Origin of the sequence: Salmonella sp. GDC200615 (genome assembly GCF_050574145.1) — a bacterium.
In the GTDB taxonomy this organism is placed as follows: Bacteria; Pseudomonadota; Gammaproteobacteria; order Enterobacterales; family Enterobacteriaceae; genus Salmonella; species Salmonella enterica.
In genome coordinates, this window is sequence record NZ_CP192247.1 from 1,986,801 (window position 1) to 2,011,507 (window position 24,707).

General features: G+C 50.2%; 25 protein-coding genes and 4 pseudogenes. 18 read left to right on the forward strand and 11 right to left on the reverse strand.

What is annotated here, in order from left to right:
- Positions 1 to 70 precede the first annotated feature (70 nt).
- The 4 genes from yeaR (at position 71) to ACQ29O_RS09420 (ending at position 2,051) form a co-directional block, all read left to right on the forward strand.
- On the forward strand, positions 71 to 433 hold the full coding sequence (gene yeaR / locus ACQ29O_RS09405; protein ID WP_001248989.1) for a DUF1971 domain-containing protein YeaR: 363 nt from the start codon (positions 71 to 73) through the stop codon (positions 431 to 433).
- Between the two features lie 2 nt (positions 434 to 435).
- Positions 436 to 618 carry a DUF1869 domain-containing protein gene (locus tag ACQ29O_RS09410; protein WP_000513733.1) on the forward strand — a complete coding sequence of 61 codons (183 nt, stop codon included), beginning with the start codon at positions 436 to 438 and terminating at the stop codon, positions 616 to 618.
- Between the two features lie 229 nt (positions 619 to 847).
- Positions 848 to 1,489, forward strand: coding sequence for a hypothetical protein (locus ACQ29O_RS09415; RefSeq protein ID WP_001746783.1), 642 nt, complete (start codon positions 848 to 850; stop codon positions 1,487 to 1,489).
- A 313-nt stretch (positions 1,490 to 1,802) separates the two neighbouring features.
- On the forward strand, positions 1,803 to 2,051 hold the full coding sequence (locus tag ACQ29O_RS09420; protein WP_000512149.1) for a GlsB/YeaQ/YmgE family stress response membrane protein: 249 nt from the start codon (positions 1,803 to 1,805) through the stop codon (positions 2,049 to 2,051).
- A gap of 138 nt (positions 2,052 to 2,189) precedes the next feature.
- Here the strand turns inward: ACQ29O_RS09420 and ACQ29O_RS09425 are convergent, their stop codons facing one another.
- Complete coding sequence (locus tag ACQ29O_RS09425; protein ID WP_001589065.1) at positions 2,190 to 2,288, reverse strand: YoaK family small membrane protein; 99 nt, start codon at positions 2,286 to 2,288, stop codon at positions 2,190 to 2,192.
- A 195-nt stretch (positions 2,289 to 2,483) separates the two neighbouring features.
- Between ACQ29O_RS09425 and ACQ29O_RS09430 the strand changes: the two genes are divergently transcribed.
- A complete protein-coding gene (locus tag ACQ29O_RS09430; RefSeq protein ID WP_000673491.1) occupies positions 2,484 to 2,735 on the forward strand; it encodes a putative hemolysin in 252 nt (83 codons plus the stop codon).
- A gap of 68 nt (positions 2,736 to 2,803) precedes the next feature.
- The gene (locus tag ACQ29O_RS09435) at positions 2,804 to 3,115 is read left to right on the forward strand and encodes a hypothetical protein (RefSeq protein WP_000487129.1); all 312 of its coding nucleotides are present in this window, start codon (positions 2,804 to 2,806) and stop codon (positions 3,113 to 3,115) included.
- On the opposite strand, the gene ACQ29O_RS09440 is transcribed toward ACQ29O_RS09435, so the two are convergent.
- Both ACQ29O_RS09440 and ACQ29O_RS09445 read right to left on the reverse strand, forming a co-directional pair.
- Entirely contained in the window at positions 3,101 to 3,448 is a 348-nt protein-coding gene (locus ACQ29O_RS09440; protein ID WP_001222530.1) for a DUF488 domain-containing protein, read from the reverse strand. The genes ACQ29O_RS09435 and ACQ29O_RS09440 overlap by 15 nt on opposite strands.
- A gap of 118 nt (positions 3,449 to 3,566) precedes the next feature.
- Complete coding sequence (locus tag ACQ29O_RS09445) at positions 3,567 to 4,751, reverse strand: CynX/NimT family MFS transporter (RefSeq protein WP_000205336.1); 1,185 nt, start codon at positions 4,749 to 4,751, stop codon at positions 3,567 to 3,569.
- Between the two features lie 100 nt (positions 4,752 to 4,851).
- Here ACQ29O_RS09445 and ACQ29O_RS09450 point away from each other — a divergent pair, with 100 nt between their 5' ends.
- A complete protein-coding gene (locus ACQ29O_RS09450; protein WP_000579793.1) occupies positions 4,852 to 5,646 on the forward strand; it encodes an AraC family transcriptional regulator in 795 nt (264 codons plus the stop codon).
- Here the strand turns inward: ACQ29O_RS09450 and ACQ29O_RS09455 are convergent.
- Positions 5,626 to 6,072 carry a DUF441 domain-containing protein gene (locus tag ACQ29O_RS09455; RefSeq protein ID WP_000460698.1) on the reverse strand — a complete coding sequence of 149 codons (447 nt, stop codon included), beginning with the start codon at positions 6,070 to 6,072 and terminating at the stop codon, positions 5,626 to 5,628. The two genes, ACQ29O_RS09450 and ACQ29O_RS09455, sit on opposite strands and share 21 nt — an antisense overlap.
- A gap of 205 nt (positions 6,073 to 6,277) precedes the next feature.
- Between ACQ29O_RS09455 and yoaI the strand changes: the two genes are divergently transcribed.
- Complete coding sequence (yoaI, locus tag ACQ29O_RS09460; protein WP_000272239.1) at positions 6,278 to 6,385, forward strand: small membrane protein YoaI; 108 nt, start codon at positions 6,278 to 6,280, stop codon at positions 6,383 to 6,385.
- Here yoaI and ACQ29O_RS09465 read toward each other — a convergent pair.
- Positions 6,382 to 6,900 (reverse strand): YbaK/prolyl-tRNA synthetase associated domain-containing protein, encoded by a 519-nt coding sequence (locus tag ACQ29O_RS09465; protein ID WP_010989016.1) that lies wholly within the window; start codon positions 6,898 to 6,900, stop codon positions 6,382 to 6,384. The genes yoaI and ACQ29O_RS09465 overlap by 4 nt on opposite strands.
- 49 nt (positions 6,901 to 6,949) lie before the next feature.
- Positions 6,950 to 8,443, reverse strand: a complete 1,494-nt coding sequence (gene dgcJ / locus ACQ29O_RS09470) for a diguanylate cyclase DgcJ (protein ID WP_020936944.1) — start codon at positions 8,441 to 8,443, stop codon at positions 6,950 to 6,952.
- 294 nt (positions 8,444 to 8,737) lie between these two features.
- Between dgcJ and ACQ29O_RS09475 the strand changes: the two genes are divergently transcribed.
- A complete protein-coding gene (locus ACQ29O_RS09475; protein WP_016705258.1) occupies positions 8,738 to 8,938 on the forward strand; it encodes a hypothetical protein in 201 nt (66 codons plus the stop codon).
- A 144-nt stretch (positions 8,939 to 9,082) separates the two neighbouring features.
- Here the strand turns inward: ACQ29O_RS09475 and ACQ29O_RS09480 are convergent, their stop codons facing one another.
- Together ACQ29O_RS09480 and yeaG are read right to left on the reverse strand one after the other, a co-directional pair.
- On the reverse strand, positions 9,083 to 10,369 hold the full coding sequence (locus ACQ29O_RS09480; RefSeq protein ID WP_000219715.1) for a YeaH/YhbH family protein: 1,287 nt from the start codon (positions 10,367 to 10,369) through the stop codon (positions 9,083 to 9,085).
- 122 nt (positions 10,370 to 10,491) lie between these two features.
- A pseudogene (gene yeaG / locus ACQ29O_RS09485) lies at positions 10,492 to 12,425 on the reverse strand (protein kinase YeaG).
- Between the two features lie 425 nt (positions 12,426 to 12,850).
- Here yeaG and ACQ29O_RS09490 point away from each other — a divergent pair.
- From ACQ29O_RS09490 to ACQ29O_RS09500, 3 genes and pseudogenes are all read left to right on the forward strand, one after another.
- Positions 12,851 to 13,597: a MipA/OmpV family protein gene (locus ACQ29O_RS09490; RefSeq protein ID WP_000163762.1), complete on the forward strand. Its 747-nt coding sequence runs from the start codon at positions 12,851 to 12,853 to the stop codon at positions 13,595 to 13,597.
- 289 nt (positions 13,598 to 13,886) lie between these two features.
- Positions 13,887 to 15,082: pseudogene (locus ACQ29O_RS09495) on the forward strand (anaerobic sulfatase maturase).
- Between the two features lie 96 nt (positions 15,083 to 15,178).
- Positions 15,179 to 16,036, forward strand: a complete 858-nt coding sequence (locus ACQ29O_RS09500) for an aldo/keto reductase (RefSeq protein ID WP_072200796.1) — start codon at positions 15,179 to 15,181, stop codon at positions 16,034 to 16,036.
- A 98-nt stretch (positions 16,037 to 16,134) separates the two neighbouring features.
- On the opposite strand, the gene ACQ29O_RS09505 is transcribed toward ACQ29O_RS09500, so the two are convergent.
- Both ACQ29O_RS09505 and gapA read right to left on the reverse strand, forming a co-directional pair.
- Complete coding sequence (locus tag ACQ29O_RS09505) at positions 16,135 to 17,019, reverse strand: D-hexose-6-phosphate mutarotase (protein ID WP_020936945.1); 885 nt, start codon at positions 17,017 to 17,019, stop codon at positions 16,135 to 16,137.
- Positions 17,020 to 17,349: 330 nt separating this feature from the next.
- Positions 17,350 to 18,345, reverse strand: coding sequence for a glyceraldehyde-3-phosphate dehydrogenase (gene gapA / locus ACQ29O_RS09510; RefSeq protein WP_000153505.1), 996 nt, complete (start codon positions 18,343 to 18,345; stop codon positions 17,350 to 17,352).
- Between the two features lie 341 nt (positions 18,346 to 18,686).
- Here gapA and msrB point away from each other — a divergent pair, with 341 nt between their 5' ends.
- Both msrB and ACQ29O_RS09520 read left to right on the forward strand, forming a co-directional pair.
- Positions 18,687 to 19,100: a peptide-methionine (R)-S-oxide reductase MsrB gene (msrB, locus tag ACQ29O_RS09515; RefSeq protein ID WP_001519539.1), complete on the forward strand. Its 414-nt coding sequence runs from the start codon at positions 18,687 to 18,689 to the stop codon at positions 19,098 to 19,100.
- A 41-nt stretch (positions 19,101 to 19,141) separates the two neighbouring features.
- Positions 19,142 to 19,420: a YeaC family protein gene (locus tag ACQ29O_RS09520; protein ID WP_001046864.1), complete on the forward strand. Its 279-nt coding sequence runs from the start codon at positions 19,142 to 19,144 to the stop codon at positions 19,418 to 19,420.
- Positions 19,421 to 19,733: 313 nt separating this feature from the next.
- Here ACQ29O_RS09520 and ACQ29O_RS09525 read toward each other — a convergent pair.
- Positions 19,734 to 20,017, reverse strand: a pseudogene (locus ACQ29O_RS09525) (glycosyl hydrolase family 18 protein); the annotation flags it as partial.
- 295 nt (positions 20,018 to 20,312) lie between these two features.
- On the opposite strand from ACQ29O_RS09525, the gene ACQ29O_RS09530 reads away from it, so the two are divergent.
- From ACQ29O_RS09530 to ACQ29O_RS09545, 4 genes and pseudogenes are all read left to right on the forward strand, one after another.
- Positions 20,313 to 21,389 (forward strand): zinc-binding dehydrogenase, encoded by a 1,077-nt coding sequence (locus ACQ29O_RS09530; RefSeq protein WP_000645181.1) that lies wholly within the window; start codon positions 20,313 to 20,315, stop codon positions 21,387 to 21,389.
- Positions 21,390 to 21,415: 26 nt separating this feature from the next.
- Positions 21,416 to 22,795 (forward strand): MFS transporter, encoded by a 1,380-nt coding sequence (locus ACQ29O_RS09535; RefSeq protein WP_000435323.1) that lies wholly within the window; start codon positions 21,416 to 21,418, stop codon positions 22,793 to 22,795.
- Positions 22,796 to 22,805: 10 nt separating this feature from the next.
- Positions 22,806 to 23,849: pseudogene (locus ACQ29O_RS09540) on the forward strand (NAD(P)-dependent alcohol dehydrogenase).
- Between the two features lie 21 nt (positions 23,850 to 23,870).
- Positions 23,871 to 24,707, forward strand: a complete 837-nt coding sequence (locus ACQ29O_RS09545; protein WP_000878871.1) for a ketose-bisphosphate aldolase — start codon at positions 23,871 to 23,873, stop codon at positions 24,705 to 24,707.

Here is a 24,707-nt window from a genome sequence, read left to right on the forward strand (position 1 = left end):
TTTTGGAGCGTAACCTTTTTACGACAGCGATGAGATTATCGCTGAGTAACCTGCGGGAAGAGGGAAGCAAATGCGGCAAATTCCACAAAATCATATCCATACACGTTCCACGCCCTTCTGGAACAAAGAGACGGCGCCTGCCGGAATTTTCGAACGCCACCTTGATAAGGGAACGCGACCCGGCGTTTATCCTCGTCTCTCGGTGATGCAGGGGGCGGTCAAATATCTCGGATACGCTGATGAACATTGCTCTGAGCCGGAAGAGATCATGGTGATCAATGCCGGCGAGTTTGGCGTGTTTCCTCCGGAAAAGTGGCACAATATTGAGGTCATGACGGATGATACCTATTTTAACATCGACTTTTTTGTCGCGCCGGAAGTACTGATGGAAGGGGCGGCCTCACGAAAAGTCATTCATGCCGGGAGAGAATAATAATGGGAAAGGCCACTTATACCGTCACGGTCACGAATAATAGCAACGGCGTCTCTGTGGACTATGAAACGGAAGCACCGATGACGTTGCTGGTACCTGAAGTTGCAGCAGAAGTTGTGAAGGATTTGGTCAATACCGTGCGTTCCTACGATACCGAAAACGAACACGACGTTTGCGGTTGGTAAGGATCTTGTAGTATCTATTTGATATAAAGTGATTTTTTAAATCAGAAGCCGCATCGCGCGTCGCCAGCGTGATGCGGTTTTTGCGTATTGAAAAGCGCTGTTTATTTACATCAGACATGGGTTGAAAAGAAACATTAAGAAAACATTAAGAATATCGCATTGTTTGCTAATGAGAGCGTATTCATAAAACTTATGATTGGGTATTAAAAACCAGAAGAGTCTTATAATCATGAAACTCGATACCCGATTAACTTCGTCAGCACTTACTCTTGCGCTTGCCGCTGTGGTCATCCCGTTTACGGCGGACTGGCAATTGCCTTTGCTTAACGGCGTGGTGGTCCGATGGATTGAAAACGGACAAGCGTTATGGTTACTGTTTGGGGCGCTATTTACCGCCTGGTATATACGGCCACTTTCTCGTCCCGAAGGGGCAAAGCAGTTTTGGCTATGGGCTGTTGTCTGGTGGGTGGTGCTATTGGGTATAAGCACCAGTTGGGGGCGTGACTATTTCCCTGACGAGCCGCGTATGCTGTTCAGAACGATTTCAGTGCTATTAATTGCTGCGTTAGTCTTGCCAGTCCTGTTTTCTGCCGGGCTCCGTAAGGAGATTGTTCGTCGCCTACGGGACGCTCCTCTGCCATTGTGGCTGTTTACCGTGACGGCATGTTCATATCTGATTTCCGACACTGTCGAGCATCATCGGTGGTTGTCGCCGATATTCCTGCATAACGCTCGTTACACAGATTTGATTGAAGAGCTTTATGAAGTGCCATTTATGATCGGTTTGTTTATGGTGACCGTGGTGTTTATGCAGCAGGACAAGCAGGATGAATGTACGGCGCTGGAGATGACCCCGTATCACGCAAAATAGCGCGGCTGAAAAAGACCATGAATTCGACATGGGATAGATAGCGGTTAGCAAAAAAAGCCCGCACTCGGTGAGGCGGGCAAATAATACTGGAAGCAATGTGAGCAATGTCGTACCGAACAGGTGGGTTATAAACTCAACTACTCGGTGTTGATAAAGACAATCGTTATCATTAATGATTGCAACCCTGATATTTATGCGCTTTTATCCACGACGCTAAAAGGTGATGGATATCACAAACTTCACTTTCCTGACGATGTGCTATTCTTTTTAACGGCAAATAAACCGCTAACGTTAAGACATAAGTGAGGAAAAAATGGGCATTCTTTCATGGATTATTTTTGGACTTATTGCGGGTATTTTGGCTAAGTGGATCATGCCAGGTAAAGATGGCGGCGGATTCTTTATGACGATCATTCTGGGGATCGTTGGTGCGGTAGTCGGAGGATGGATCAGTACGTTCTTTGGCTTTGGCAAAGTGGATGGTTTCAACTTCGGCAGCTTTGCAGTCGCGGTGATCGGTGCGATTGTCGTGCTGTTAATCTACAGAAAAATCAAAAGCTAAACTCAGAACTTTCAGAGATAATAAAGGCTACGACAGGTAGCCTTTATTATTCAAAATGAATTTACCACCAGCCCAGTTCGGTACCCGCCGCCGCAATTAGCGCGATGCCCATCAACACCATCGTTGTTTTCCTCATGGTTATGCTCCCGGCGCGGCGTAACCGCCAATAAAAAACCATGCCAAAAATAATATTGCCGTAATGAAAATGACGACAGGGAAGAGGATACCCACTCTCATGCTATTACCTTCACTGTTCAGGGGGCGCCAGAATAGCAGGGTTTTCTCAGCGACAAAAGGTCGGTTGCTTTGTGACAGGGCGTGGCTATTACTGACTTAACCCGGGATAAACACCCACTAAAGCGCTGACAGAAAGTATGGAAATAGCGTACCCGCCAGGTTATCCTGGACAAAATATCGCTTTAAGGAGTCGTTATGAAATTTACGTGGATTGCGTTGCCAGGCGTATTGCTGCTGAGCGCTTGTTCATCGTCGCAACCCAACGCCCCCCGGCCGCCGCGCATTGGGATGCCTAATCCGGCAGCCGTCTACTGTGAGCAACAGGGCGGTACGCTGATGCCGGTGCAGACCCCACAAGGCGTGCGTTCCGATTGCAAATTGCCCAATGGCGAAATCATTGATGAGTGGGCATTATGGCGCAGAGAGCACCCTGATACGAAAAAGTGACAACCTGCGGTCCGACGGGATATGATTAAGAACAATCTGATAATGAGTTTCATGCGGCGCAAGAAAATATGTTTCAGTTAAAGCCGGGCGCGTTGGCAATAGTTATTGGCGCTAAGACACCCGCCGGACGGCGGAATATTGGTAAATCGGTTGAGCTATTTTGTCTGTGCCAACCCGGAGATGAATTCATTAATCCGGTAAATGGACACGTCACCTTACTGCCGAAAGAAGCGCCTCGGGCGCTGTGGCTGGTTACGGGCGACGTAGCCTCCGCCGATGGTCAGCACGGTTTTGCCTGGGTGCGAGCAGAACATTTGATGCCGTTGTCCCCGGACAGACAACCAGGCCAGGCGGCGGCACGACAATCACAGCTCTCGTAGCCACTCTGCCAGCACAATGGCATGGTTCTGGCGAGTATCTTTAGCGGCGTATAGCAACGTTAGCGGCTGGTGTCGGGCAATATCCGCCAGCCGTTTGCCTTCGTGATGCTGTTGCGCAAGTTCTGCCCGGTATTGCTGCGCGAAGTGGTTAAAATCAATCAGTTCGCTATGAAAGGCTTTGCGCAATTCGGTGGAGGGCGTAATGGCCTTATTCCATTCATCATAGACCAGCGCCGATTTTTTAATGCCGCGTGGCCATAGCCTGTCAACCAATACCCGATAACCATCGTCTTTTTCCGCCGGGAAATAGACGCGCTTACACTGGATTCGCATTTTTCCCTCCTGTGATGGTGTCGCTTACGGTACTTTTGTCGGATAGCGGTAATGATTTTAATGGATCAGGCCTGATAAACGAAGCGTCATCAGGCATTCAAGTGGGTATCAGGTTTATTTATGACGCTATCTCTCGATCGCGTCCGGCGTAGAGGCCTAAAATCGCCATGATGATAGCCAGAACCGTTACGCCCGATAGCGGCAGATACCAGCTACCGCTGGCATCATGAAGTTTTCCCATGACGGGCGGCCCACATGCCGCCAGTAAATACCCGACCGACTGCGCCATGCCGGAAAGCGCCGCCGCCTGATGCGCCGAACTGGCGCGCAGGCCGATAAACGTCAGGCCGAGGATCATCGTCGCGCCTGAACCGAAGCCGAACAGTAGCGTCCAGATGATCGCCTGGCCCGGCACAAACCAAAGCCCCGCCGCGCCCACTGCGCACAAGAGTGAGACCAGCGCGGCAATCCAGCGTTGATCGTTAAAGCGAGGCAAAATAAGCGGAATGGCTAACCCAGGCGCCGCGGTCGCCAGTTGCAGCAGGCCATGTAGCGATCCTGCCTGTGCTTCGCTGTAACCGTGGCTGATGAGTATTGTTGGTAACCAGCCGATAATCACATAATAAATCAGTGAGTTAAGTCCCAGAAACAACGTAACTTGCCAGGCTAAAGGCGAACGCCAGATACCGCGTTCATGTAATGCCCGGGAGCTACTCAGGTTAGCTGAGCGGGTAGTGCGCCACTGCGGCAACCAGATAAGAAATGCCAACAGCGGAAACAGCATTAGCATTAACAGCGCGCCGCGCCAGCCAAAACCGTGCAACGCCAGCGGAACCACCAGCGCGGACCCCAACGCGGCGGCGGCGCCCATCGTCAATGAATACGCGCCCGTCAGCCTGGCGACATGTTGTGAAAAATCGCGCTTAATCAATCCTGGTAGCAGCACATTACCCAGCGCTATCCCGCACCCAATAATGGCAGTTCCGGCAAACAACAATGCAGCGGAGGGCAGGGAGCGGAGAGCAATACCCGCGCAAATCAGCAGCATTGCGGCAAACAGACTGCGTTCCATCCCAAACCGGCGGGCAATACCGGCCGCCAGCGGCGAAACCAGTGCAAACGCCAGAAGCGGCAAGGTTGTTAGCAGGCCCGTCTGGGCGGTGGAAAGACCGTAATCCGAACGGATTGTCTCCAGCAACGGCGCAGCGCCGGTAAATGTTACGCGCAGCGTAGTGGCTATAATCAAAATACCGGCAATCAGTAAAGCGCCCTGTTTGCCGCGTGGTGAAAGGGCTGTCGTCATCGTTTTCTCATCTCGTCAGGCGAGGCGATACCTTAACAGTTTTTACTGTTTGGATGAATCAAGCTAAAATGACAATTTATCGCTAAAATCGGACAATATAATGATTGGCCTGAGACTGGACGGTTACGATCCCGACCTTCACCACGATGCCGCTGTGGCCTTTTGTATTCGCGCCAGGGATGATGAACTGTTTAGCCCTCGCCATCAGCATCGCAAGGGACAGTTGATCCTCGCTCTGCACGGCGCGATCACCTGTGAGGTGGAAAATGCGATGTGGATGGTTCCGCCCCAGTATGCCGTCTGGCTCCCCGGCTCGCTGCCGCACAGTAATCATGTGACCGCAGGGGCGGAGCTGTGCTTTTTATTTATTGAACCTGCGGCGGTCGTCATGCCGGAGCGTTGCTGCACGCTGAAAATTTCGCCGTTATGCCGGGAGTTGATTTTGTCGCTGGCGCGCAGAACCGATCCCGAAAGAGCGCAAATGCCAACGCAGCGCCTTATTCAGGTGTTGTTTGATGAACTGCCGCAGCAGCCGCAGGAACAATTGCAATTACCGGTATCGGGGCATCCGAAAATCCGCCAAATGGTTGAGACAATGGCGCAGGAGCCCGCGCGATGGAATACGTTAGGGCAGTGGGCCAGCGTATTCGCGATGAGCGAGCGTAACCTTGCCCGGCTGGTCGTCAAAGAGACGGGGCTAAGCTTTCGTCGCTGGCGTCATCAGTTGCAATTAATTCTGGCGCTACAAGCGCTGATCGCGGGACGTAATGTACAGCAGACGGCGCAAATGCTGGGTTATGATTCCACCACGGCATTCATTACCATGTTTAAAAAAGGCCTGGGGCAGACGCCAGGCCAGTATCTGACGGGCGAGTTACTGCTTCCCCACAATTAAAGAGACCAGCCCCGCCGCAATCAGTGGGCCGACCGGCACGCCGCGAAACAGCGCGACGCCAAGTACCGTACCGACCAGCAGCCCGGCGACGAGCTGCGGTTGGTTTCCCATCAGCGTAATGCCGCGACCGCCCAGCCAGGAGACGAAAACGCCGACGGCAATCGCGACCAGCGATTTCCAGTTCACAAAAGAGTGGATCAATGTGGAGGGCGGTAGGGTTCCGCTGGCGATGGGGGCCATCACGCCGATGGTCAGAATGATAATCCCGACGGTGAGCCCCTGTTTTTCAATCCAGGGAAAAAAGGTATTCAACGGGGTTACGCGGACAATAATCAGCACCAGAATTGAGACGGCGACAGTGGTGTTGTGGCTGATAAATCCCAGAGCTGCCAGTCCGAGCAGGATCAGCAGAGTGACATCAAACATTATGGTTTCCTTGCCAAAAAGTAAGCCTGACTACTTTACGCCCAAACGGGAAAGCGCACAGGCCTTTTTAACGATTGATGCGGATTTCAGGCAACTGCCTGAAAGACAATTTCTACGTGAAAAACGGCGTTGTCATTAAATTGCCATCAACGCAGCGTACTGCTAACCGGTGAACCGTCATTGTTGTCTTCCTGAGGATACAATTATGTACGATCCACCGTTTCTTGAAGCGCTGATGATAACGGCGTCGTTTTTCGCCATTTTTATCATTATCGTTGTGTCTGTATTGCTCCTTGAAGGGGAAGGGGACTAAGCCGTTGGCGATGACTGAAAGCGGCGGAAGACTGCCAGTTCTGGTCGGGCGATGCGCAGATAGTCCTGTGTATTCATAATGACTGATTTTTCCAGCAGGCCGGCATTAAAGGCAATTTCATCGAAACGCTCAAACAGGAGCGGATCGGCGACCAGTTTCAGATTGGGGTGAAAACTGAAAGGCGGGATCGCGCCAAAAACGCAGCCGGTCAGCATATCGACTTCCGCCGGGCTGGCAAGGGAAGCGCGTAAGCCGCCCAGATGTGAAGCAAGCTGAGAGAGGTCGGCTTGCTGATCGGCCGCCAGAATAGCAAGAACGTGCTGGTTGACGCCGTTGCCTTTGACTTTACAGACCAGCGCTTTTGCGCCCTGGCCCAGCGCAGTACCGCGTATTTCAGATACCGCTTCGCATTTCCCTACCGCTTCATGGTTCACCACACGATAGCGCGCGTTCTCCTGGGTTAATAAAGCCACTAAACGTTGGTGTGTAGCGACACCCTTTGCGACTTCAGTCATTTCGGCCATTTCTTACTCCTGGTGCAATATGAACATTTACTGCGAAGCACTATGATGAACGATGTTGTTTTTGCTGTTTGTTCAGATAGAGCTGCGCATCGGAAGCCTGGTAGGCATCATTAATCGTATCATTGGGCTGCATATTATAAATCCCGGCGGAAAAATGGACTGTCTTATCCGGTGCAATAATTTGCAGGTTACGAATAATACGCTCCGGCAGATGGATAGCCAAATCCGCCGCGTAATCAGCAAGAATAATACAGAACTCATCGCCGCCGAGGCGAATGGCGTAATCGCTTTTACGAATCGATGTTTTAATCGCTTTCGCCAACAGGGTAATAATTCGGTCGCCTTCCTGGTGCCCCTGGGTATCGTTGATAAGTTTTAACCTATCGCAATCAATAGCGACAAATGTCACCGGCGTCCCGGCATTGACCAGGCGTTGCAGTCGCTGTTCCAGCTCCGGTGTTAATATTTTACGGTTGTAAAGCCCGGTCATGGCATCGCTAATATTTTCGCGTGTGACGTTGCGATAAAGCCGAAAGTGCATCCGTACCATATTAAGCAGGAGCGCCGTTGCCAGTAAGTAAAAGGCCAGCGCTTTCCAGGACGAGACAAGGAAATAGGTTAAATCAAGGGACAACGAAACGCGCAGTCCACCCGGGATATCATGGCTATAATTCACATATTGAAACAGATTATTTTTGCTTTGATTAATAATAATTTCTTTTCCGGAGTCCATGTCCTTTAGTGTTACGTTAAGATAACGCCAAACCAGCGGACGGTCCTGGGTATAAAAAATATTTTTTAAATTATCCTGGTTAACATCCACCATCACGATACCTTTTAACGTTCCCGCCAGATAGACTGGCGTTAAAAAGCTCATGACGTTTTCCTGGGTAATATCATCCATGTAAATACTTGAAATAACCGTACGGCCGGTAAAAAGTTTATCTATATCTTTTCTGTTAATACCCATTGTGCCTTTTTGTAAAAAAGTCCAACGATGCATGGCGAAGCGCCGTGAGTTGATTAAATCATAGAAATAGACATAATGTTTATTTAAATCAACGTAATAACGGAATTTAAGCTCCAGTGTGCCCAGCCCGTGACTGTGGTCGTCCTGCGAACGGTTGATGCTTACCGCCTGATCAAATGCAGGCAGTAAAAGGGCGTCATCAAGATTATCGGTACACTGTGTAGCGGCGGTTTGCAGGGTGCCATGTAGCCCCGGATAATTATGCCGGGTCAGGTTGACGCCGTGCGTACCGTTAATAGCCTCAAAGGCGTCGCAAAACGCGCGGCGTTTTTCTGCAGTGACGGGGTCTCCCGGCGCTTCAAAAGTTCGCATCAAATGTGCGGCGATGCTCTGATTCTGGTACTTATCGTACAAAAACGACGAATCGGCTCTCTCCATGATATAACGCATATAGGCATTCATTGCCCTGTCGCTGGCAATAAGTTCGTAAATCAGGAAGGACGATGTCAAAACGATGACGCTTGCCGAGATAAAGTGCCTGAGCGCTTTATGATGCAAATTCATGATGAACTACAGCCCTGAAAGTCGGATGCGTTAGTTTACCATAGCGATGAGAATTCCTCTAATAGACTGTTTAAAAATAAAACGTATTGATGTTATGAAATAAAAATTATTCTCGATTTAATAAACCAATTAATACGCTGTGTTTATATTTTCATGTGTGACTATTGTGATAAAAACTAAATTTTTAACCAACAATACTGATCTATTTGTGACAAAAAGAAAATAACCTTTATTATGATGATGAAAAGAGTGTGAAGTGGTAAGAATAATAATTTACTTCCGTTCTGAGGCTCTATGAAACGATTTAAAGAGATGGCTGTGATTTTATTTTTTGCATTACTGGCAGCAGGTTTTACGTCGTCGGCGATGGCGGATGATCCTTTTTCACATGTTTTGGATCATGTTTTTGATAAAGTCCCTGCCTGTCACATTGTTCCTCCTGGAGTGGGGCAACCAGGACATTTGGGGCCTTGGTCTTGGCCTTGGTGTTATTAACATGATGGAATTCTATTAATGGGTTAAATTACCCGATATGCCGGAATACCTTCATTCAGACTATTCGCGGGTAATTGCTTCAGTCATAAAAACCGAACACCAGGTTTATTAAAATCCGCCCGACATATGAACGGGCGGATTTATTTATACGCTTTGATTGGCGCTCTGTTTCTGAAACAATTCGCGGAATACCGGATAAATATCCTCCTGATCGCGAATATGCTGCATGGCGAAGTTATCGAACGTCGCCTGCAGATGTTCATACTCGCGCCATAAGGTCTGGTGGGCGCGGCGGGTAATCTCGATATAGCTGTAATAGCGCACTACCGGCAGCAGCTTTTTCGCCAGAATCTCATGACACAGCGGTGAATCGTCGGCCCAGTTATCACCGTCTGACGCTTGCGCCGCATAGATGTTCCACTGCCCCGGGTCGTAGCGCTCTTTAACCACTTCATCCATGAGTTTAAGCGCGCTGGAGACAATCGTCCCCCCGGTCTCTTGCGAATAAAAGAACTCATGTTCGTCCACTTCCTTCGCCTGGGTATGGTGGCGGATATAAACCACTTCTACGTTCTTATATGTTCGGCTCAAAAACAGATAGAGCAGAATGTAAAAACGCTTGGCCATATCTTTGGTTGCCTGGTCCATCGAACCCGAGACGTCCATCAGACAGAACATCACCGCCTGGCTGGAGGGCTCAGGCCGTTTTTCATAATTTTTATAGCGTAAATCAAAGGTGTCGATAAACGGCACTCGCTCGATTTTAGCCCGTAGTTCGGCAATTTCCCGACGTAACCGCTCCTCTTCAAGCAGTTGCGCTGGTTCGCTATGGCTGATGGTCTCCAGTTCCGTTTCCAGCGCGTGCAGTTCGCGGCGTTTTCCTGCCGTCATTGCTGTACGGCGCGCCAGAGAGTTTTGTAGCGAACGTACCACGCTGATATTGGCCGGTACGCCGTTTGAGGTGAAACCGGCGCGGTGAGTTTTATACTCGTTAAGCTGGCGATGCTGGTTTTTCTTCAGATTAGGCAGCGCTAAATCTTCAAAGAGCAGATCCAGATATTCATCTTTTGAAATCTGAAAAACAAACTCATCCTGGCCTTCGCCGTCCTGGCTGGCCTGACCTTGACCGCTGCCGGAACCGCCGCCGCCACCGCCTTGCGGACGCTCAATGCGATCATTCTGGATAAAGTGATCGTTACCCGGATGGACGCGATGGCGCAGACCGCCGCGCCCCTGATGAAACATCGGTTCGCTAATATCATCGGTTGGAATAGAGACGGACTCTCCGCTGTCGACATCGGTCACAGAGCGTTTATTAATCGCTTCGGAAATTGACTGCTTAATTTGTGCTTTATAACGGCGCAAAAAGCGCTGGCGATTCACCGTGCTTTTATTTTTGCCGTTAAGACGTCGGTCTATGAACCAGGTCATATGCCCCCCGTACTGCCAACTGAGCGCCTGTTCTGTCAGTGCCGGATAGCGCTAATGCTTAGCCAGTCTACAGAACATTACTTTGTAGGCCCGGTAAGCGCAAGCGCCACCGGGCATTAACATCACGACGATTTACGCACGCGCAGGTACCACTCGCACAGCAAACGAACCTGCTTACGGGTATATCCTTCTCCATCATCCGATCGACAAAGTCGTCATGCTTTTTCTGCTCGTCAGTCGACGTTTTGGCGTTAAAAGAAATGACCGGCAACAGCTCTTCAGTATTAGAGAACATTTTTTTCTCAATCACCGTGCGCAGCTTCTCGTAACTGGTCCAGTTTGGATTACGGCCGCTATTGTTGGCTCTGGCGCGCAGGACAAAGTTTACTATCTCATTACGGAAATCTTTCGGGTTACTGATACCCGCTGGTTTTTCAATTTTTTCCAGTTCGGCGTTCAGCGACTCGCGATCGAACAGTTGACCGGTATCCGGGTCGCGATACTCCTGATCCTGAATCCAGAAATCCGCATAAGTCACGTAACGATCAAAAATGTTCTGCCCGTACTCAGAATAAGATTCGAGATAGGCCGTCTGGATCTCCTTGCCGATAAATTCGGCGTATTTCGGGATCAGGTAGCCTTTCAGGAACTCCAGATAACGCTCAGCTTGCTCCTGCGGGAACTGTTCACGCTCGATTTGTTGTTCCAGAACGTAGAACAGATGTACCGGGTTTGCCGCCACTTCCGCATGGTCGAAGTTGAATACGCGGGAGAGGATCTTAAAGGCGAATCGGGTGGAGAGACCGTTCATCCCTTCGTCCACGCCCGCATAGTCGCGATACTCCTGGTACGATTTAGCTTTAGGGTCGGTATCTTTCAGGCTTTCACCGTCATAAACGCGCATTTTCGAGTAAATACTGGAATTTTCCGGCTCTTTCAGGCGGGAAAGAATCGAGAAGCGCGAAAGCGTTTCCAACGTGCCCGGCGCGCAGGGCGCATGAGCCAGCTCGCTATGATTAAGCAGTTTCTCGTAGATTTTGATCTCTTCGGAGATTCGCAGGCAATAAGGCACCTTCACGATATAGACACGGTCGAGGAACGCTTCGTTATTTTTATTGTTACGGAAAGTCACCCATTCAGATTCGTTTGAGTGGGCAAGTATGATGCCATTAAAGGGCAGGGCGGAAATACCTTCCGTACCATTGTAGTTACCTTCCTGAGTTGCGGTCAGCAAGGGGTGCAGCACCTTAATAGGCGCTTTAAACATCTCGACGAACTCCATGATCCCCTGGTTAGCGCGGCACAGCGCGCCAGAGTAACCATACGCATCCGGATCGTTCTGGGCGTGATGTTCGAGTTTACGAATATCCACCTTGCCGACCAGCGCCGAAATATCCTGGTTGTTTTCATCGCCGGGTTCCGTTTTGGCGATGGCAATCTGCTCCAGAATGGAGGGCCAGACTTTCACCACGCGGAATTTAGTAATATCGCCGCCAAACTCATGCAGGCGTTTGGCCGCCCACGGGGACATAATCGTACCGAGATAGCGGCGCGGAATACCGTACTCTTTTTCCAGAATCTGCGCGTCTTCCTGCGGATTAAACAGGCATAACGGATGATCGTTGACCGGACTACGCTCGCCGTTGGCGCTTAAAACATAAATTGGCACGCGCTGCATTAGCGATTTCAGCCGTTCAGCGAGCGATGATTTGCCACCCCCCACAGGTCCCAGCAAATAGAGAATTTGCTTCTTCTCTTCCAGCCCTTGCGCCGCATGTTTCAGATAAGAGACAATCTGTTCAATCGCGTCTTCCATGCCGTAAAACTCTTCAAACGCAGGATAGCGAGCAATAACCCGGTTGGAGAAGAGTCGGGAAAGTCGGGGTTCCTGGGCAGTGTCGACCATATTAGGCTCGCCGATAGCCATTAATAGCCGCTCTGCCGCGTTGGCATAAGCACTGCGATCTTGCCGACAAATGGTAAGAAAATCCTGCAGTGTGAACTCTTCGTCCTTGGCAGCTTCGTAACGCTGGCGATAGTGATCGAATATATTCATGATATGCCATCCTTTCGTTTTTTCGCACATGTTAAGAGCCGTTCATATGAATAGTAGAGGCTCCCGGAAGAGGTAGACTGAACGCCGTCTCTGCTAAGAAAAAAAAGCAACTCTCATGCCATTTTATTGGTCAGAAGATCAACGTGTCCGGTGATACACCTTCTTAACATTAAGCGTAGATGGCATTTGCAAAACTTGCCTGTACGCGTCAGTGGATTTCGATGACATATCAATAACTCATCAGGTAGAAAAGGCTGGTGGATATCAGAAAAAGCGTTCCCGGTCACATAACGATCATCAGCCGATCATCTGAAAATAATCGGTGATGGTGATATTAAACGGTTACATTGTGTAAAATAGTTGGGCTTACAGGTATTGGCGGTTACACTTTTGCCGCAGAACATTTGAATAAGGAATTATGGATTGTGACCAAACTTAAACTTCTGGCTCTTGGCGTGTTTATTGCAACATCCGCCAGCGTCGCGCACGCTGAAAGCAACCTGACGTTGGGCGCAGGCGTTGGTGTGGTTGAACACCCTTATAAAGATTACGATAGCGATGTTTATCCGATACCGGTCATCGCTTATGAAAGCGAAAACTTCTGGTTCCGTGGTCTGGGCGGCGGGTATTACTTGTGGAATGACAATGCCGATAAGTTGTCAATCATGGCATACTGGTCCCCGATGTACTTCAAACCGGGCGACAGCGATGACCATCAGTTGCGTCGTCTGGACAGGCGTAAAAGTACTATGATGGCGGGCGTTTCTTACGCGCATCACACCCAGTATGGATTCCTGCGTACCTCACTGGCAGGGGATACGTTGGATAACAGTAACGGTATTGTCTGGGATCTGGCCTGGCTGTATCGGTATACCAATGGCGGGCTGACCTTAACGCCAGGTATCGGGGTTGAATGGAATAGCGAGAACCAGAACGATTACTATTACGGCGTATCACGTAAAGAATCTTCGCGTAGCGGCCTGCGCGGCTATAACCCGAACGATAGCTGGAACCCGTATCTTGAACTTAGCGCTAACTATAATTTCGCCGGTAACTGGAGCGTATATGGTACTGCGCGCTACACCCGCCTGTCGGATGAAATTACCGACAGCCCGATGGTGGATAAATCCTGGACCGGTATCCTTTCTACTGGCGTGACCTATAGATTCTGATTGATTGAATTTGCCGGAAAAACCATGACAAAGCCTGCGTTATGCAGGCTTTGTGCTAACTGAAACGCGAACATGGCGGCTTGCATAAATGCGCTGTTGACCGGGTATGGTACAGCCTTACGTGATTTATACTTTGTTACATCAATTTAAAAAACTAGCCTTTTATATGAAAAATCCAGGTGATTACAACTGCGCTAACAATTAGCGTAATAATTGTTGCAATGCTGGCTGATATCGCCCTGTCACGTCCCGCTTATGCTATACCCATTCTTCACAGTGAGTAAGACGAATGAGCATAGTATTCAATACCGTAGCCAAGCCCAGCGGCAGTCTGTGTAACTTATCCTGCAAGTACTGTTTCTATCTTGATAAACCCCGGGGGCAGCGCGTCATGTCTGACGATGTGCTGGAGACGTATATCCGCCGGGTAATTGATGATACGCCATCCTCAGAGGTCTCGTTTTGCTGGCAGGGGGGAGAGCCGACGCTATGCGGTCTTTCTTTTTACCAAAAAGTGGTGCGCTTGCAGCAACGCTATGCCAACGGCAAAACTATCTACAACAGTCTGCAAACCAATGGCGTATTAATCAATGAAGAGTGGGCGGCTTTCTTTGCGCAGCACCAGTTCCTGATTGGTATATCGATTGATGGGCCGCAAGTCGTTCATGATAATTACCGGAAAACGCCGTCAGGGCGGGCGTCTTTTTCCCGAGTCGTTAATGCTATCCGCCTTCTGCAGGCAAATGATGTCGAGTTCAACACGCTCACTGTCGTGAATGATGCGTCATGCCGTCATGGCAACGCTATTTATCATTTTTTGACGCAGGAACTGGAAAGTAAACACCTCAATTTATTCCCATTGTTGAGCCGCTCGCGCAAAAAGCGCAGCGTTCTTTGACGTTATCTGACAATGAGGATTCGCCTTCGCTGATGCCCTTTTCCGTCACGCCTGAAGGGTGGGGCGCCTTTATGTGCGATGTTTTTGATCAATGGATACGTCACGATGTCGGACGCATATTCGTACAGCTTTTTGATAACTTACTTGGCGTCTGGATGGGGGAGCCCGCCACGCTTTGTACGATGCAGTCGACCTGCGGGCAAAGTTTGCTGGTGGAGCAGAATGGCGACGTGTTTAGCTGTGACCATTTTGTTTTTCCCGCCTATAAACTGGGCAATCTGCAGCAACACTCTTTAGAAGAAATGGCGGCCTCTCCTTTTCAGCAGCAGTTTGGCGCGGCTAAAGCAAACCTTTCCTCACGCTGCCAGAACTGTACGTGGCGCTTTGCCTGTCACGGCGGTTGTCCGAAACATCGAATTTGTATGGACGGCGGCGAACGGCAAAATTATCTCTGTAAAGGATATCTGGAGTTCTTTCAACATGTGACGCCCTATATGAATGTGATGCGTCAATTATTACTAAATCAGCGACCCGCCGCGCATATTACCCGCATCGTCGACATGATTGCGGATGACGTTCGTCAGTGACAAGAAAATCGCCCCCTTGCGCGGTATGATGCCGGACATTACCGTAGGGTCTAAGAGTCCTGTATTGTTTTACCGCCGAGTGACCTTGAAAAGGAAATAAAATCAGTGAAAAACGTAACGTTTTGCGGGCAGGTGACGCTTCCTGCCATCGGACAGGGAACATGGTATATGGGCGAGCGCGCGGATCAACGTCAGCGCGAGGTTTCGGCGCTGCGCGCGGGGCTGGATTTGGGGTTACGCCTTATTGATACGGCGGAAATGTATGCCGACGGCGGGGCGGAAAAGGTCGTGGGCGAGGCGCTGGCAGGGCGACGCGATGAGGCATTTCTGGTGTCAAAAGTGTACCCGTGGAACGCTGGCGGCCAGAAGATAGTTGCCGCCTGTGAGGAAAGCCTGCGTCGTCTGAAAACAGATTATCTCGATCTCTATCTATTGCACTGGGCCGGAAGCTTTTCATTCGAAGAGACCGTTGAAGGTATGGAGCGGCTAATCGCGCAGGGGAAAATTCGCCGTTGGGGAGTCTCTAATCTTGATTATGACGATATGCAGGCGCTGTGGCGCATCCCTGGGGGACAGCAATGCGCGACAAATCAGGTGCTCTATCATCTGGCGTCACGCGGTATTGAGTATGATTTATTGCCGTGGTGTCAACAACAGCGAATGCCAGTGATGGCCTATAGCCCGCTGGCGCAGGCTGGCCGGTTACGTAGCGGTTTACTGAATCATCCGGTGGTGAATGAAATTGCGCAAGCGCATAACGCAACGGCGGCGCAAATCTTACTGACGTGGGTGATTGCGCATCCGGGCGTGATGGCGATCCCGAAAGCCGGAAGTACAGAACACGTGAAGCAAAATGCGGCGGCGCTTGAGATCGCCTTGTCAGCAAACGAACTTGCCTTACTGGACAACGCCTGGCCTGCGCCAAAAGGGAAAACCGCGTTGGATATGATGTGACGCCGGATAAAATGTGTAAGCGCCGCCATCCGGCAGGTCATGCCTGATGGCGGCTGACGCCTTTCAGATCCTATAGCAACGCCGTTATCCATTCACTTTTAGCGTTTAGCGACGCAGATAGTCTGCGCCAGACGAGAGGGTTTTTCTTCTGTGGCTTGTTGCGGCGCAGTAGCGTAAACCGTTTCAACGCAGACAAACGTTTTATAGCCGTCATCCGGCATGTCGCCCATGCTGACGGACAACGCCGGGCCAGGGTTCCAGCCTACGACGTTAAGGTGATGGTGGTGAACTACATCAATCGTGCGGTTTAATGTCGCATCGTGGATCACGCTACATGCTTCAGGATTGAGGTAAACGCGATCGGTACGGTCCGGAAAGGTTTGTATACCGCCGGCCAGGACACCTTCTTTAGCGTCGTTAACTTTATCAATAAACCGATCGCCGAGTCCGCTGACCTTAACGTTGGCGATGTCGCCAACGTTAAAATAGCTGTGGAGCGCGGATGTGGTTGCAAACTCGCCATGCGCTTCCAGTTCAATTTCACAGGTTTTGCCCACTTTAAAACGTGCCAGCAGCGTGAAATCGTGCGGCCAGTATTTCCGGGTGGCCTCACTGCTTTGCAGCTCAAATGTCAGCATTACGCCATTATCATCTTCATTATGCGCTTTTAGCGCCCACGGTAGATTACGCGCAAAGCCGTGTGACGGTAGACCCTGTTGAGCCGCAGGTCCAAACCAGGGCCAGCAGATCGGTACACCGCCGCGTAGCGCCACGCCGGTTTTGAAAGGCGTATTATTACTGAGCCACAATACCTCTTCCTCGCCAACGGGTTTCCAGGAGAGAAGGTGCGCGCCCTGTAATGCAAAAGAGGCTTTAACCTGCGGATGGTTAACGACGATCAGATCCAGGCCATCAAGCTGACGACGGGAAAGGACAGGGGTAAGCTGTTCGATAACCGGGAGGGCAAAAATTTTATTAATCATTACGCAATCCTCTTAACCCTAAATAATTCGAGTTGCATGACAAGGCGCTTGTGCCTTGACCAGTGCTTGCGCTGGCCCGTAGAGGCGAGGCCGCAGGCCGAGTAACGCGGCAAGTGAACGACAAATTCATCGGGAACGAATTTGAACAACCGTAGGTAACCTCCGGCCAGGGACATCCCTGATTCATCCCGATAAGTTCGACTTCCGTCAGTGATTCGGGTGAGAAAGCATAGCCAACACACCTGCAACTTGAAGTATGACGGGTATATCTTTAAGCAAAAAAAAAAGAGCGACCTGAGTCGCTCTTACCAATGACTGTGTCATCTCAACTTATTTGGAGATGTGAGCAATCAGGTCCAGTACTTTGTTGGAGTAACCGGTTTCGTTATCGTACCAGGAGACCAGTTTCACGAAGTTGTCGTTCAGCGCGATGCCTGCTTTAGCATCGAACACGGAGGTGCATACTTCGCCGTTGAAATCGGTAGATACAACGTCGTCTTCGGTGTAACCCAGAACGCCTTTCATTTCGCCTTCGGCAGCAGCTTTAACAGCAGCTTTGATCTGCTCGTAGGTAGCCGCTTTTTCCAGACGAACGGTCAGGTCAACAACGGATACGTTCGGAGTCGGAACGCGGAACGCCATACCAGTCAGTTTGCCATTCAGTTCTGGCAGTACTTTACCTACCGCTTTAGCAGCGCCAGTAGAGGACGGGATGATGTTCTGAGATGCGCCGCGGCCGCCGCGCCAGTCTTTGTGAGATGGGCCGTCAACGGTTTTCTGGGTTGCGGTAGTCGCGTGAACAGTAGTCATCAGACCTTCGATGATGCCGAAGTTGTCGTTGATAACTTTAGCCAGCGGCGCCAGGCAGTTGGTGGTGCAGGAAGCGTTGGAAACGATGTCCTGGCCTTCGTATTTGTCAAAGTTAGCGCCTTTAACAAACATTGGGGTGTTGTCTTTAGATGGACCCGTCAGAACCACTTTTTTCGCGCCAGCGGTGATGTGTTTACGCGCGGTTTCGTCAGTCAGGAAGATACCGGTAGCTTCAGCCACTACGTCAACACCAACTTCGTCCCATTTCAGGTTAGCCGGATCGCGTTCAGCGGTAACACGGATTTTTTTACCGTTAACGATCAGATGACCGTCTTTCACTTCAACAGTACCGTCGAAACGGCCGTGAGTGGAGTCATATTTCAGCATGTATGCCATGTACTCTGCGTCTAACAGGTCGTTGATTGCAACGATCTCGATGTCAGAACGTTTCTGAGCAGCACGGAAAACAATGCGACCGATACGGCCAAAACCGTTGATACCTACTTTGATAGTCATATATTCCACCAGCTATTTGTTAGTGAATAAAAGGTTGCCTGTAAAATTACAAAAACCTTACGCAGCGTCAAGCGGAATCGTGTCAATCATTGCGACAAATCAATCCTCTGCACAACCTTTGCGCGGCTGATTCGCCTCACTCTTCCTTTCGGCTTGAAAACACATGGGGGCGCCGCCCCGAATTTTAAAGGGCAACCGAGATAATAATGTGACATCAGTCACGATTCGTGAGCCGCCATTTCGCAATGATCAAGTTTAGAACAAAAGTTGGTACTGAGGTGTTAATGTTTTGTTAGAATCGGTCAGGCAATGTGAGCACGTTTAAAGTGAGATGTGAGCAAATGGCTAACCAACCTTCAGCAGAAGAACTCAAGAAAAAATTGTCCGAAATGCAATTCTACGTGACGCAGGATCGTGGCACAGAACCGCCATTTACCGGACGCCTGCTACATAATAAACGCGATGGGGTTTATCACTGCCTGGTCTGTGATACGCCGCTTTTTCACTCCCACACCAAATACGATTCAGGCTGCGGCTGGCCTAGCTTTTACCAGCCTGTCAGCGAAGAGGCGATTCGTTACATAGACGATTTTTCTCATGGCATGCAGCGTGTCGAAATTCGTTGCGGTAACTGCGATGCGCATCTCGGACACGTTTTCCCGGACGGGCCGCAGCCAACCGGTGAGCGCTATTGCGTTAACTCGGCCTCGCTGGCCTTTTCTGACGAGAAAAACGGCGATCAACTGAAAGGCTGAAAAAACGATTCAGCAAATTATTCCACAGGAGCGGACACATCATGAATCTTGATGAGATCATTAACAGCATGACGCCGGAAGTGTATCAACGTTTATCCACCGCCGTTGAGCTGGGTAAATGGCCGGATGGCGTGGCGTTGACGCCGGAACAGAAAGAAAACAGCCTGCAACTGGTGATGCTATGGCAGGCGCGGCACAATACCGAAGCGCAACATATGACGATCGATACTCACGGTCAGATGGTGATGAAAAGCAAGCAGCAGCTCAAAGCGGATTTCGGTATTACGTCAAAGCCGATTGCGACATTGAAAATGCAGTAACGGCAGCCGGATAAGAGGTAGCCGCCATCCGGCGGTTTCATTGCCAATGCGTTGTGCTTACCGGGCCTGCTCATTGCTGTCAGGCACAGGCCCGCCATATTTTTACCCATTAACGCTTAATGTCCAGCGAGTCCGCCAACTGTTTCGCTAACTGATTATTGTCATCGGCGGCCTATTCCCAGAACATTGCGCCGGCCAGTCCGCGCTTTTAATCTGGTCCGCGTTGATCGATCGCCACCGAGCGCGGATTTTCATAAGAGAGGGCAAGCAGTGCCTTCCTCCGGCAGACTTCACTGACAGCAGCAGGTCAGGCGTTTGAGTCATACGTATTGGCGTTGAAATACTGTGTGCCATAGGGCCATGTCGTAAGTCATCAGATTGATAAAATCGAGCTACGGGGCTATAGCTTTCACGTCCAGCCAGCTTTTCGGACTTTCCGCATTCGCGCCGACGACGAGGGTGACCCATTGGCCCATTAGCTGACGAAGCGCTTTTAAATGCGACGTTAAACGAATATTCCCAGTCAAGATCGATCCCATCGAGACCATATTTGTCGACAATCTTCTGCGCCGGTTGAATAAACACCGCACAGGCTTCTTTAACGATCCTCTTCGACATCTAAAACAGAAACACGCCACAGAATGGAGTGGCGAAAAAATAACCGCAGCAGATTAGCATCTTCATCCATGGAAACCTGCGCAGGCGTTCACGCCGTCTTTCGCGATACGGCTTCCATCTTTTTGGTTTTATCGCCGTTTGTTTCGTTGAGTTTGTGATCTTGGTTGGTAAATACAGATCATTATATGTGTTTTAAAGATTTATCGTTGACCTTAAAGATTTTATGGTTAAGTATGATGAGCATTGATGCACACCAAACACAAAGGAAGATGCAATGAAAGCACTGGCGAGATTTGGCAAGGCCTTTGGCGGCTACAAAATGATTGATGTCCCGGAGCCGGTATGCGGTCCGGAAGACGTGATTATCGAAATCAAAGCGGCGGCGATCTGCGGCGCGGATATGAAGCACTATAACGTTGACAGCGGGTCCGACGAATTTAACTCCGTTCGCGGTCATGAATTCGCCGGACGTATCGCGCGGGTGGGCGAAAAAGTGAAAGACTGGAAAGTCGGCCAGCGCGTGGTTTCTGACAACAGCGGACACGTTTGCGGCGTTTGCCCTGCCTGTGAACAAGGCGATTTTCTGTGTTGTACAGAAAAAGTGAATCTGTGTCTGGATAACAACACCTGGGGCGGTGGATTTTCCAAATACTGCCTGGTTCCGGGAGAAATCCTGAAAATCCATCGCCATGCCCTGTGGGAGATCCCGGAAGGCGTGGATTACGAGGAAGCCGCAGTACTGGACCCTATCTGCAACGCCTATAAATCTATCGCCCAGCAATCCAAATTTTTACCCGGCCAGGACGTGGTAGTCATCGGCACCGGTCCGTTAGGTCTGTTTTCGGTCCAAATGGCCCGCATTATGGGGGCGGTAAATATCGTGGTGGTTGGCCTGGATGAGGATGTTCCTGTCCGTTTCCCTGTGGCCAAAGAACTCGGCGCGACGGCGTTTGTTAACGGCTCCACGGAAGATGTCGTCGCACGCTGCCGGGAGATTTGCGGCAAAGACAACCTCGGTCTGGTGATCGAATGCTCCGGTGCCAACATTGCGCTTAAACAGGCCATCGACATGCTGCGGCCAAATGGTGAAGTGGTTCGCGTCGGTATGGGGTTTAAGCCGCTCGATTTCTCCATTAACGACATTACTTCCTGGAACAAAAGCATCATTGGGCATATGGCCTATGACTCCACATCCTGGCGCAATGCGATTCGCCTGCTTGCCAGCGGCGCTATCAAAGTAAAACCGATGATCACCCATCGTATCGGTCTTTCTCAGTGGCGCGAAGGGTTTGACGCAATGGTCGATAAAACAGCCATTAAAGTGATCATGACCTACGACTTTGATGAATAACCCTTCTGCTAAAGGAACGTTATCGCATGGAACAGATAACAAAACCGCACTGCGGCGCCCGGCTGGATCGCCTGCCGGATTGCCGCTGGCATTCATCAATGTTTGCCGTCGTCGCCTTTGGTCTGCTTGTTTGCTGGAGTAATGCCGTCGGCGGATTAATTCTTGCCCAGCTCAAGGAGTTAGGCTGGACCGATAATTCCACGACAGCCACCTTCTCCGCCATTACCACGGCGGGGATGTTTCTCGGCGCGCTGGTGGGCGGCATTATCGGCGATAAAACCGGACGCAGGAACGCCTTTATTCTTTATGAAGCGATTCACATTGCCTCGATGGTCGTGGGCGCATTTTCACCGAATATGATGTTCCTGATTGCCTGTCGTTTTGTGATGGGCGTGGGATTAGGGGCACTACTGGTCATGCTGTTCGCCGGATTTACCGAGTACATGCCCGGCAGAAACCGGGGAACCTGGTCGAGTCGCGTTTCGTTTATTGGCAACTGGTCATATCCATTGTGTTCCCTGATTGCAATGGGGCTGACGCCGCTAATTAGCGCGGAATGGAACTGGCGCGTGCAGTTACTGATCCCGGCTGTGCTGTCGCTGATTGCTACCGCGCTTGCCTGGCGATACTTCCCTGAATCTCCCCGTTGGCTGGAATCGCGCGGGCGTTATCAGGAAGCCGAAAAGGTTATGCAGGCCATTGAAGCAGGCATCGAACGTCAGACAGGAAAACCGCTGCCGCCGGTTGTTATTGAAAACAGCGGCAAGCCGCCGCGTTCCGTACCGTATTCAGCGTTGCTCACTGGCGTATTACTGAAACGCGTTATTTTGGGTTCCTGCGTGCTGATTGCCATGAACGTTGTGCAATACACGTTAATTAACTGGCTGCCCACCATCTTTATGACACAGGGCATCAACCTCAAAGATTCGATCGTTTTAAATACCATGAGTATGTTCGGCGCACCGTTTGGCATATTTATCGCTATGCTGGTAATGGATAAAATTCCGCGCAAAACCATGGGTGTCGGTTTATTAATTCTGATTGCCGTGCTGGGATATATTTATTCGCTGCAAACCAGCATGTTGCTTATCACCTTAATTGGCTTTTTCCTGATTACCTTTGTCTATATGTATGTCTGTTATGCCTCGGCGGTCTATGTGCCGGAGATCTGGCCAACAGAAGCGAAACTTCGCGGTTCCGGCCTGGCGAACGCTGTCGGCAGAATCAGCGGTATCGCTGCCCCCTATGCGGTGGCGGTATTACTCAACGGTTATGGCGTGACGGGCGTTTTCGTCCTGCTGGGCGCTGTCTCGATTATCGTCGCCGTCGCAATAGCGACTATCGGAATCGAGACCAAGGGTGTTTCGGTTGAAAGTCTGAGCATTGATAAGGTCACGAGTAAATAAAGGAATAAAAATGAAAAATTCAAAAGCGATACTAAAAACGCCGGGCACCATGACAATTATAGCGGCTGATATTCCAGTACCAAAAGAAAACGAAGTATTGATCAAAGTGGAATATGTCGGTATTTGCGGTTCAGATGTTCACGGTTTTGAATCCGGGCCATTCATTCCGCCGAAGGATCCAAATCAGGAAATTGGTCTCGGTCATGAGTGTGCTGGTACGGTCGTTGCGGTCGGCAATCGGGTAAGCAAATTTAAGCCAGGCGATCGGGTTAATATCGAGCCGGGCGTGCCGTGCGGCCACTGCCGCTATTGTCTGGAAGGAAAATACAATATTTGTCCGGATGTTGATTTTATGGCGACGCAGCCGAATTATCGCGGGGCCTTAACGCACTATCTGTGCCATCCGGAAAGTTTTACGTACAAGCTTCCGGAAAATATGGACACTATGGAAGGTGCGCTGGTGGAACCTGCTGCTGTTGGAATGCACGCGGCAATGCTGGCGGATGTCAAACCGGGTAAGAAAATCGTCATTCTCGGCGCGGGCTGCATTGGTTTAATGACCCTGCAAGCGTGTAAGTGTCTGGGGGCGACCAATATCGCGGTAGTGGATGTGCTGGAAAAACGGCTGGCAATGGCTGAACGACTGGGCGCGACAACCGTTATCAATGGGGCGAAAGAAGATACTGTCGCGCTCTGCCAGCAGTTCACCGACGATATGGGCGCCGATATTGTGTTTGAAACCGCCGGTTCCGCCTTCACAACTCAGCAAGCGCCGTATCTGGTCATGCGCGGCGGGAAGATCATGATTGTTGGCACTGTCGCAGGAGATTCAGCGATTAATTTCCTCAAAATTAACCGTGAAGTCTCCATCTAGACGGTATTCCGCTATGCCAACCGCTATCCGGTGACTATTGATGCCATCTCCTCCGGGCGTTTCGATGTGAAATCAATGGTGACGCATATTTACGATTACAAAGACGTACAACGTGCATTTGAAGAGTCGGTGAATAACAAACGCGACATTATTAAAGGCGTTATTAAAGTTTGCGATTAATGAAAAACGGGAGAAACAGCGATGTTGGCAGATATAAAATATTGGGAAAATGATGCACAAAATAAACATTACGCGATTGCGCACTTTAATGTGTGGAATGCGGAAATGTTGATGGGAGTGATTGATGCGGCGGAAGAGGCAAATTCGCCGGTTATTATCTCCTTTGGTACCGGATTTGTGGGCAATACTTCATTTGAAGACTTCTCTCATATGATGGTTTCCATGGCTAAAAAAGCCACTGTGCCGGTAATTACCCACTGGGATCATGGACGTAGCATGGACATTATCCATAATGCCTGGACGCACGGCATGAACTCGCTGATGCGTGACGCTTCTTCCTTTGATTTTGAAGAAAATATTCGCCTGATCAAAGAAGCCGTGGATTTCTTCCATCCGCTGGGTATTCCGGTAGAGGCGGAGTTAGGACACGTAGGGAACGAAACGGTGTATGAAGAGGCGTTGGCGGGGTATCACTATACCGACCCGGATCAGGCGGCGGAATTTGTAGCGCGCACCGGTTGTGACTCGCTGGCGGTCGCCATCGGCAACCAGCATGGCGTGTATACCTCTAAACCAAAACTGAATTTTGAGGTCGTGGAGCGCGTGCGCCAGGCAGTTTCCGTACCGCTAGTGTTACGCGGCGCTTCCGGTATTAGCGACGCGGATATCAAAAAAGCCATTTCTCTGGGCATCTCGAAAATCAATATCCACACCGAACTGTGTCAGGCCGCGATGGTAGCGGTAAAAGAGAATCAGGATCAGCCGTTCCTGCATCTGGAACGCGAAGTACGCAAAGCGGTAAAAGCCCGTGCGCTGGAAAAAATCAAACTGTTTGGTTCAGATGGTAAAGCGGAATGA

Bases quoted from the DNA above. Each gene is read 5' to 3' on its own strand.
- yeaR (WP_001248989.1), top strand. From the start codon at position 71: ATGCGGCAAATTCCACAAAATCATATCCATACACGTTCCACGCCCTTC.
- ACQ29O_RS09410 (WP_000513733.1), top strand. From the start codon at position 436: ATGGGAAAGGCCACTTATACCGTCACGGTCACGAATAATAGCAACGGC.
- ACQ29O_RS09415 (WP_001746783.1), top strand. From the start codon at position 848: ATGAAACTCGATACCCGATTAACTTCGTCAGCACTTACTCTTGCGCTT.
- ACQ29O_RS09420 (WP_000512149.1), top strand. From the start codon at position 1,803: ATGGGCATTCTTTCATGGATTATTTTTGGACTTATTGCGGGTATTTTG.
- ACQ29O_RS09425 (WP_001589065.1), bottom strand. From the start codon at position 2,288: ATGAGAGTGGGTATCCTCTTCCCTGTCGTCATTTTCATTACGGCAATA.
- ACQ29O_RS09430 (WP_000673491.1), top strand. From the start codon at position 2,484: ATGAAATTTACGTGGATTGCGTTGCCAGGCGTATTGCTGCTGAGCGCT.
- ACQ29O_RS09435 (WP_000487129.1), top strand. From the start codon at position 2,804: ATGTTTCAGTTAAAGCCGGGCGCGTTGGCAATAGTTATTGGCGCTAAG.
- ACQ29O_RS09440 (WP_001222530.1), bottom strand. From the start codon at position 3,448: ATGCGAATCCAGTGTAAGCGCGTCTATTTCCCGGCGGAAAAAGACGAT.
- ACQ29O_RS09445 (WP_000205336.1), bottom strand. From the start codon at position 4,751: ATGACGACAGCCCTTTCACCACGCGGCAAACAGGGCGCTTTACTGATT.
- ACQ29O_RS09450 (WP_000579793.1), top strand. From the start codon at position 4,852: ATGATTGGCCTGAGACTGGACGGTTACGATCCCGACCTTCACCACGAT.
- ACQ29O_RS09455 (WP_000460698.1), bottom strand. From the start codon at position 6,072: ATGTTTGATGTCACTCTGCTGATCCTGCTCGGACTGGCAGCTCTGGGA.
- yoaI (WP_000272239.1), top strand. From the start codon at position 6,278: ATGTACGATCCACCGTTTCTTGAAGCGCTGATGATAACGGCGTCGTTT.
- ACQ29O_RS09465 (WP_010989016.1), bottom strand. From the start codon at position 6,900: ATGACTGAAGTCGCAAAGGGTGTCGCTACACACCAACGTTTAGTGGCT.
- dgcJ (WP_020936944.1), bottom strand. From the start codon at position 8,443: ATGAATTTGCATCATAAAGCGCTCAGGCACTTTATCTCGGCAAGCGTC.
- ACQ29O_RS09475 (WP_016705258.1), top strand. From the start codon at position 8,738: ATGAAACGATTTAAAGAGATGGCTGTGATTTTATTTTTTGCATTACTG.
- ACQ29O_RS09480 (WP_000219715.1), bottom strand. From the start codon at position 10,369: ATGACCTGGTTCATAGACCGACGTCTTAACGGCAAAAATAAAAGCACG.
- ACQ29O_RS09505 (WP_020936945.1), bottom strand. From the start codon at position 17,019: ATGATTAATAAAATTTTTGCCCTCCCGGTTATCGAACAGCTTACCCCT.
- gapA (WP_000153505.1), bottom strand. From the start codon at position 18,345: ATGACTATCAAAGTAGGTATCAACGGTTTTGGCCGTATCGGTCGCATT.
- msrB (WP_001519539.1), top strand. From the start codon at position 18,687: ATGGCTAACCAACCTTCAGCAGAAGAACTCAAGAAAAAATTGTCCGAA.
- ACQ29O_RS09520 (WP_001046864.1), top strand. From the start codon at position 19,142: ATGAATCTTGATGAGATCATTAACAGCATGACGCCGGAAGTGTATCAA.
- ACQ29O_RS09530 (WP_000645181.1), top strand. From the start codon at position 20,313: ATGAAAGCACTGGCGAGATTTGGCAAGGCCTTTGGCGGCTACAAAATG.
- ACQ29O_RS09535 (WP_000435323.1), top strand. From the start codon at position 21,416: ATGGAACAGATAACAAAACCGCACTGCGGCGCCCGGCTGGATCGCCTG.
- ACQ29O_RS09545 (WP_000878871.1), top strand. From the start codon at position 23,871: ATGTTGGCAGATATAAAATATTGGGAAAATGATGCACAAAATAAACAT.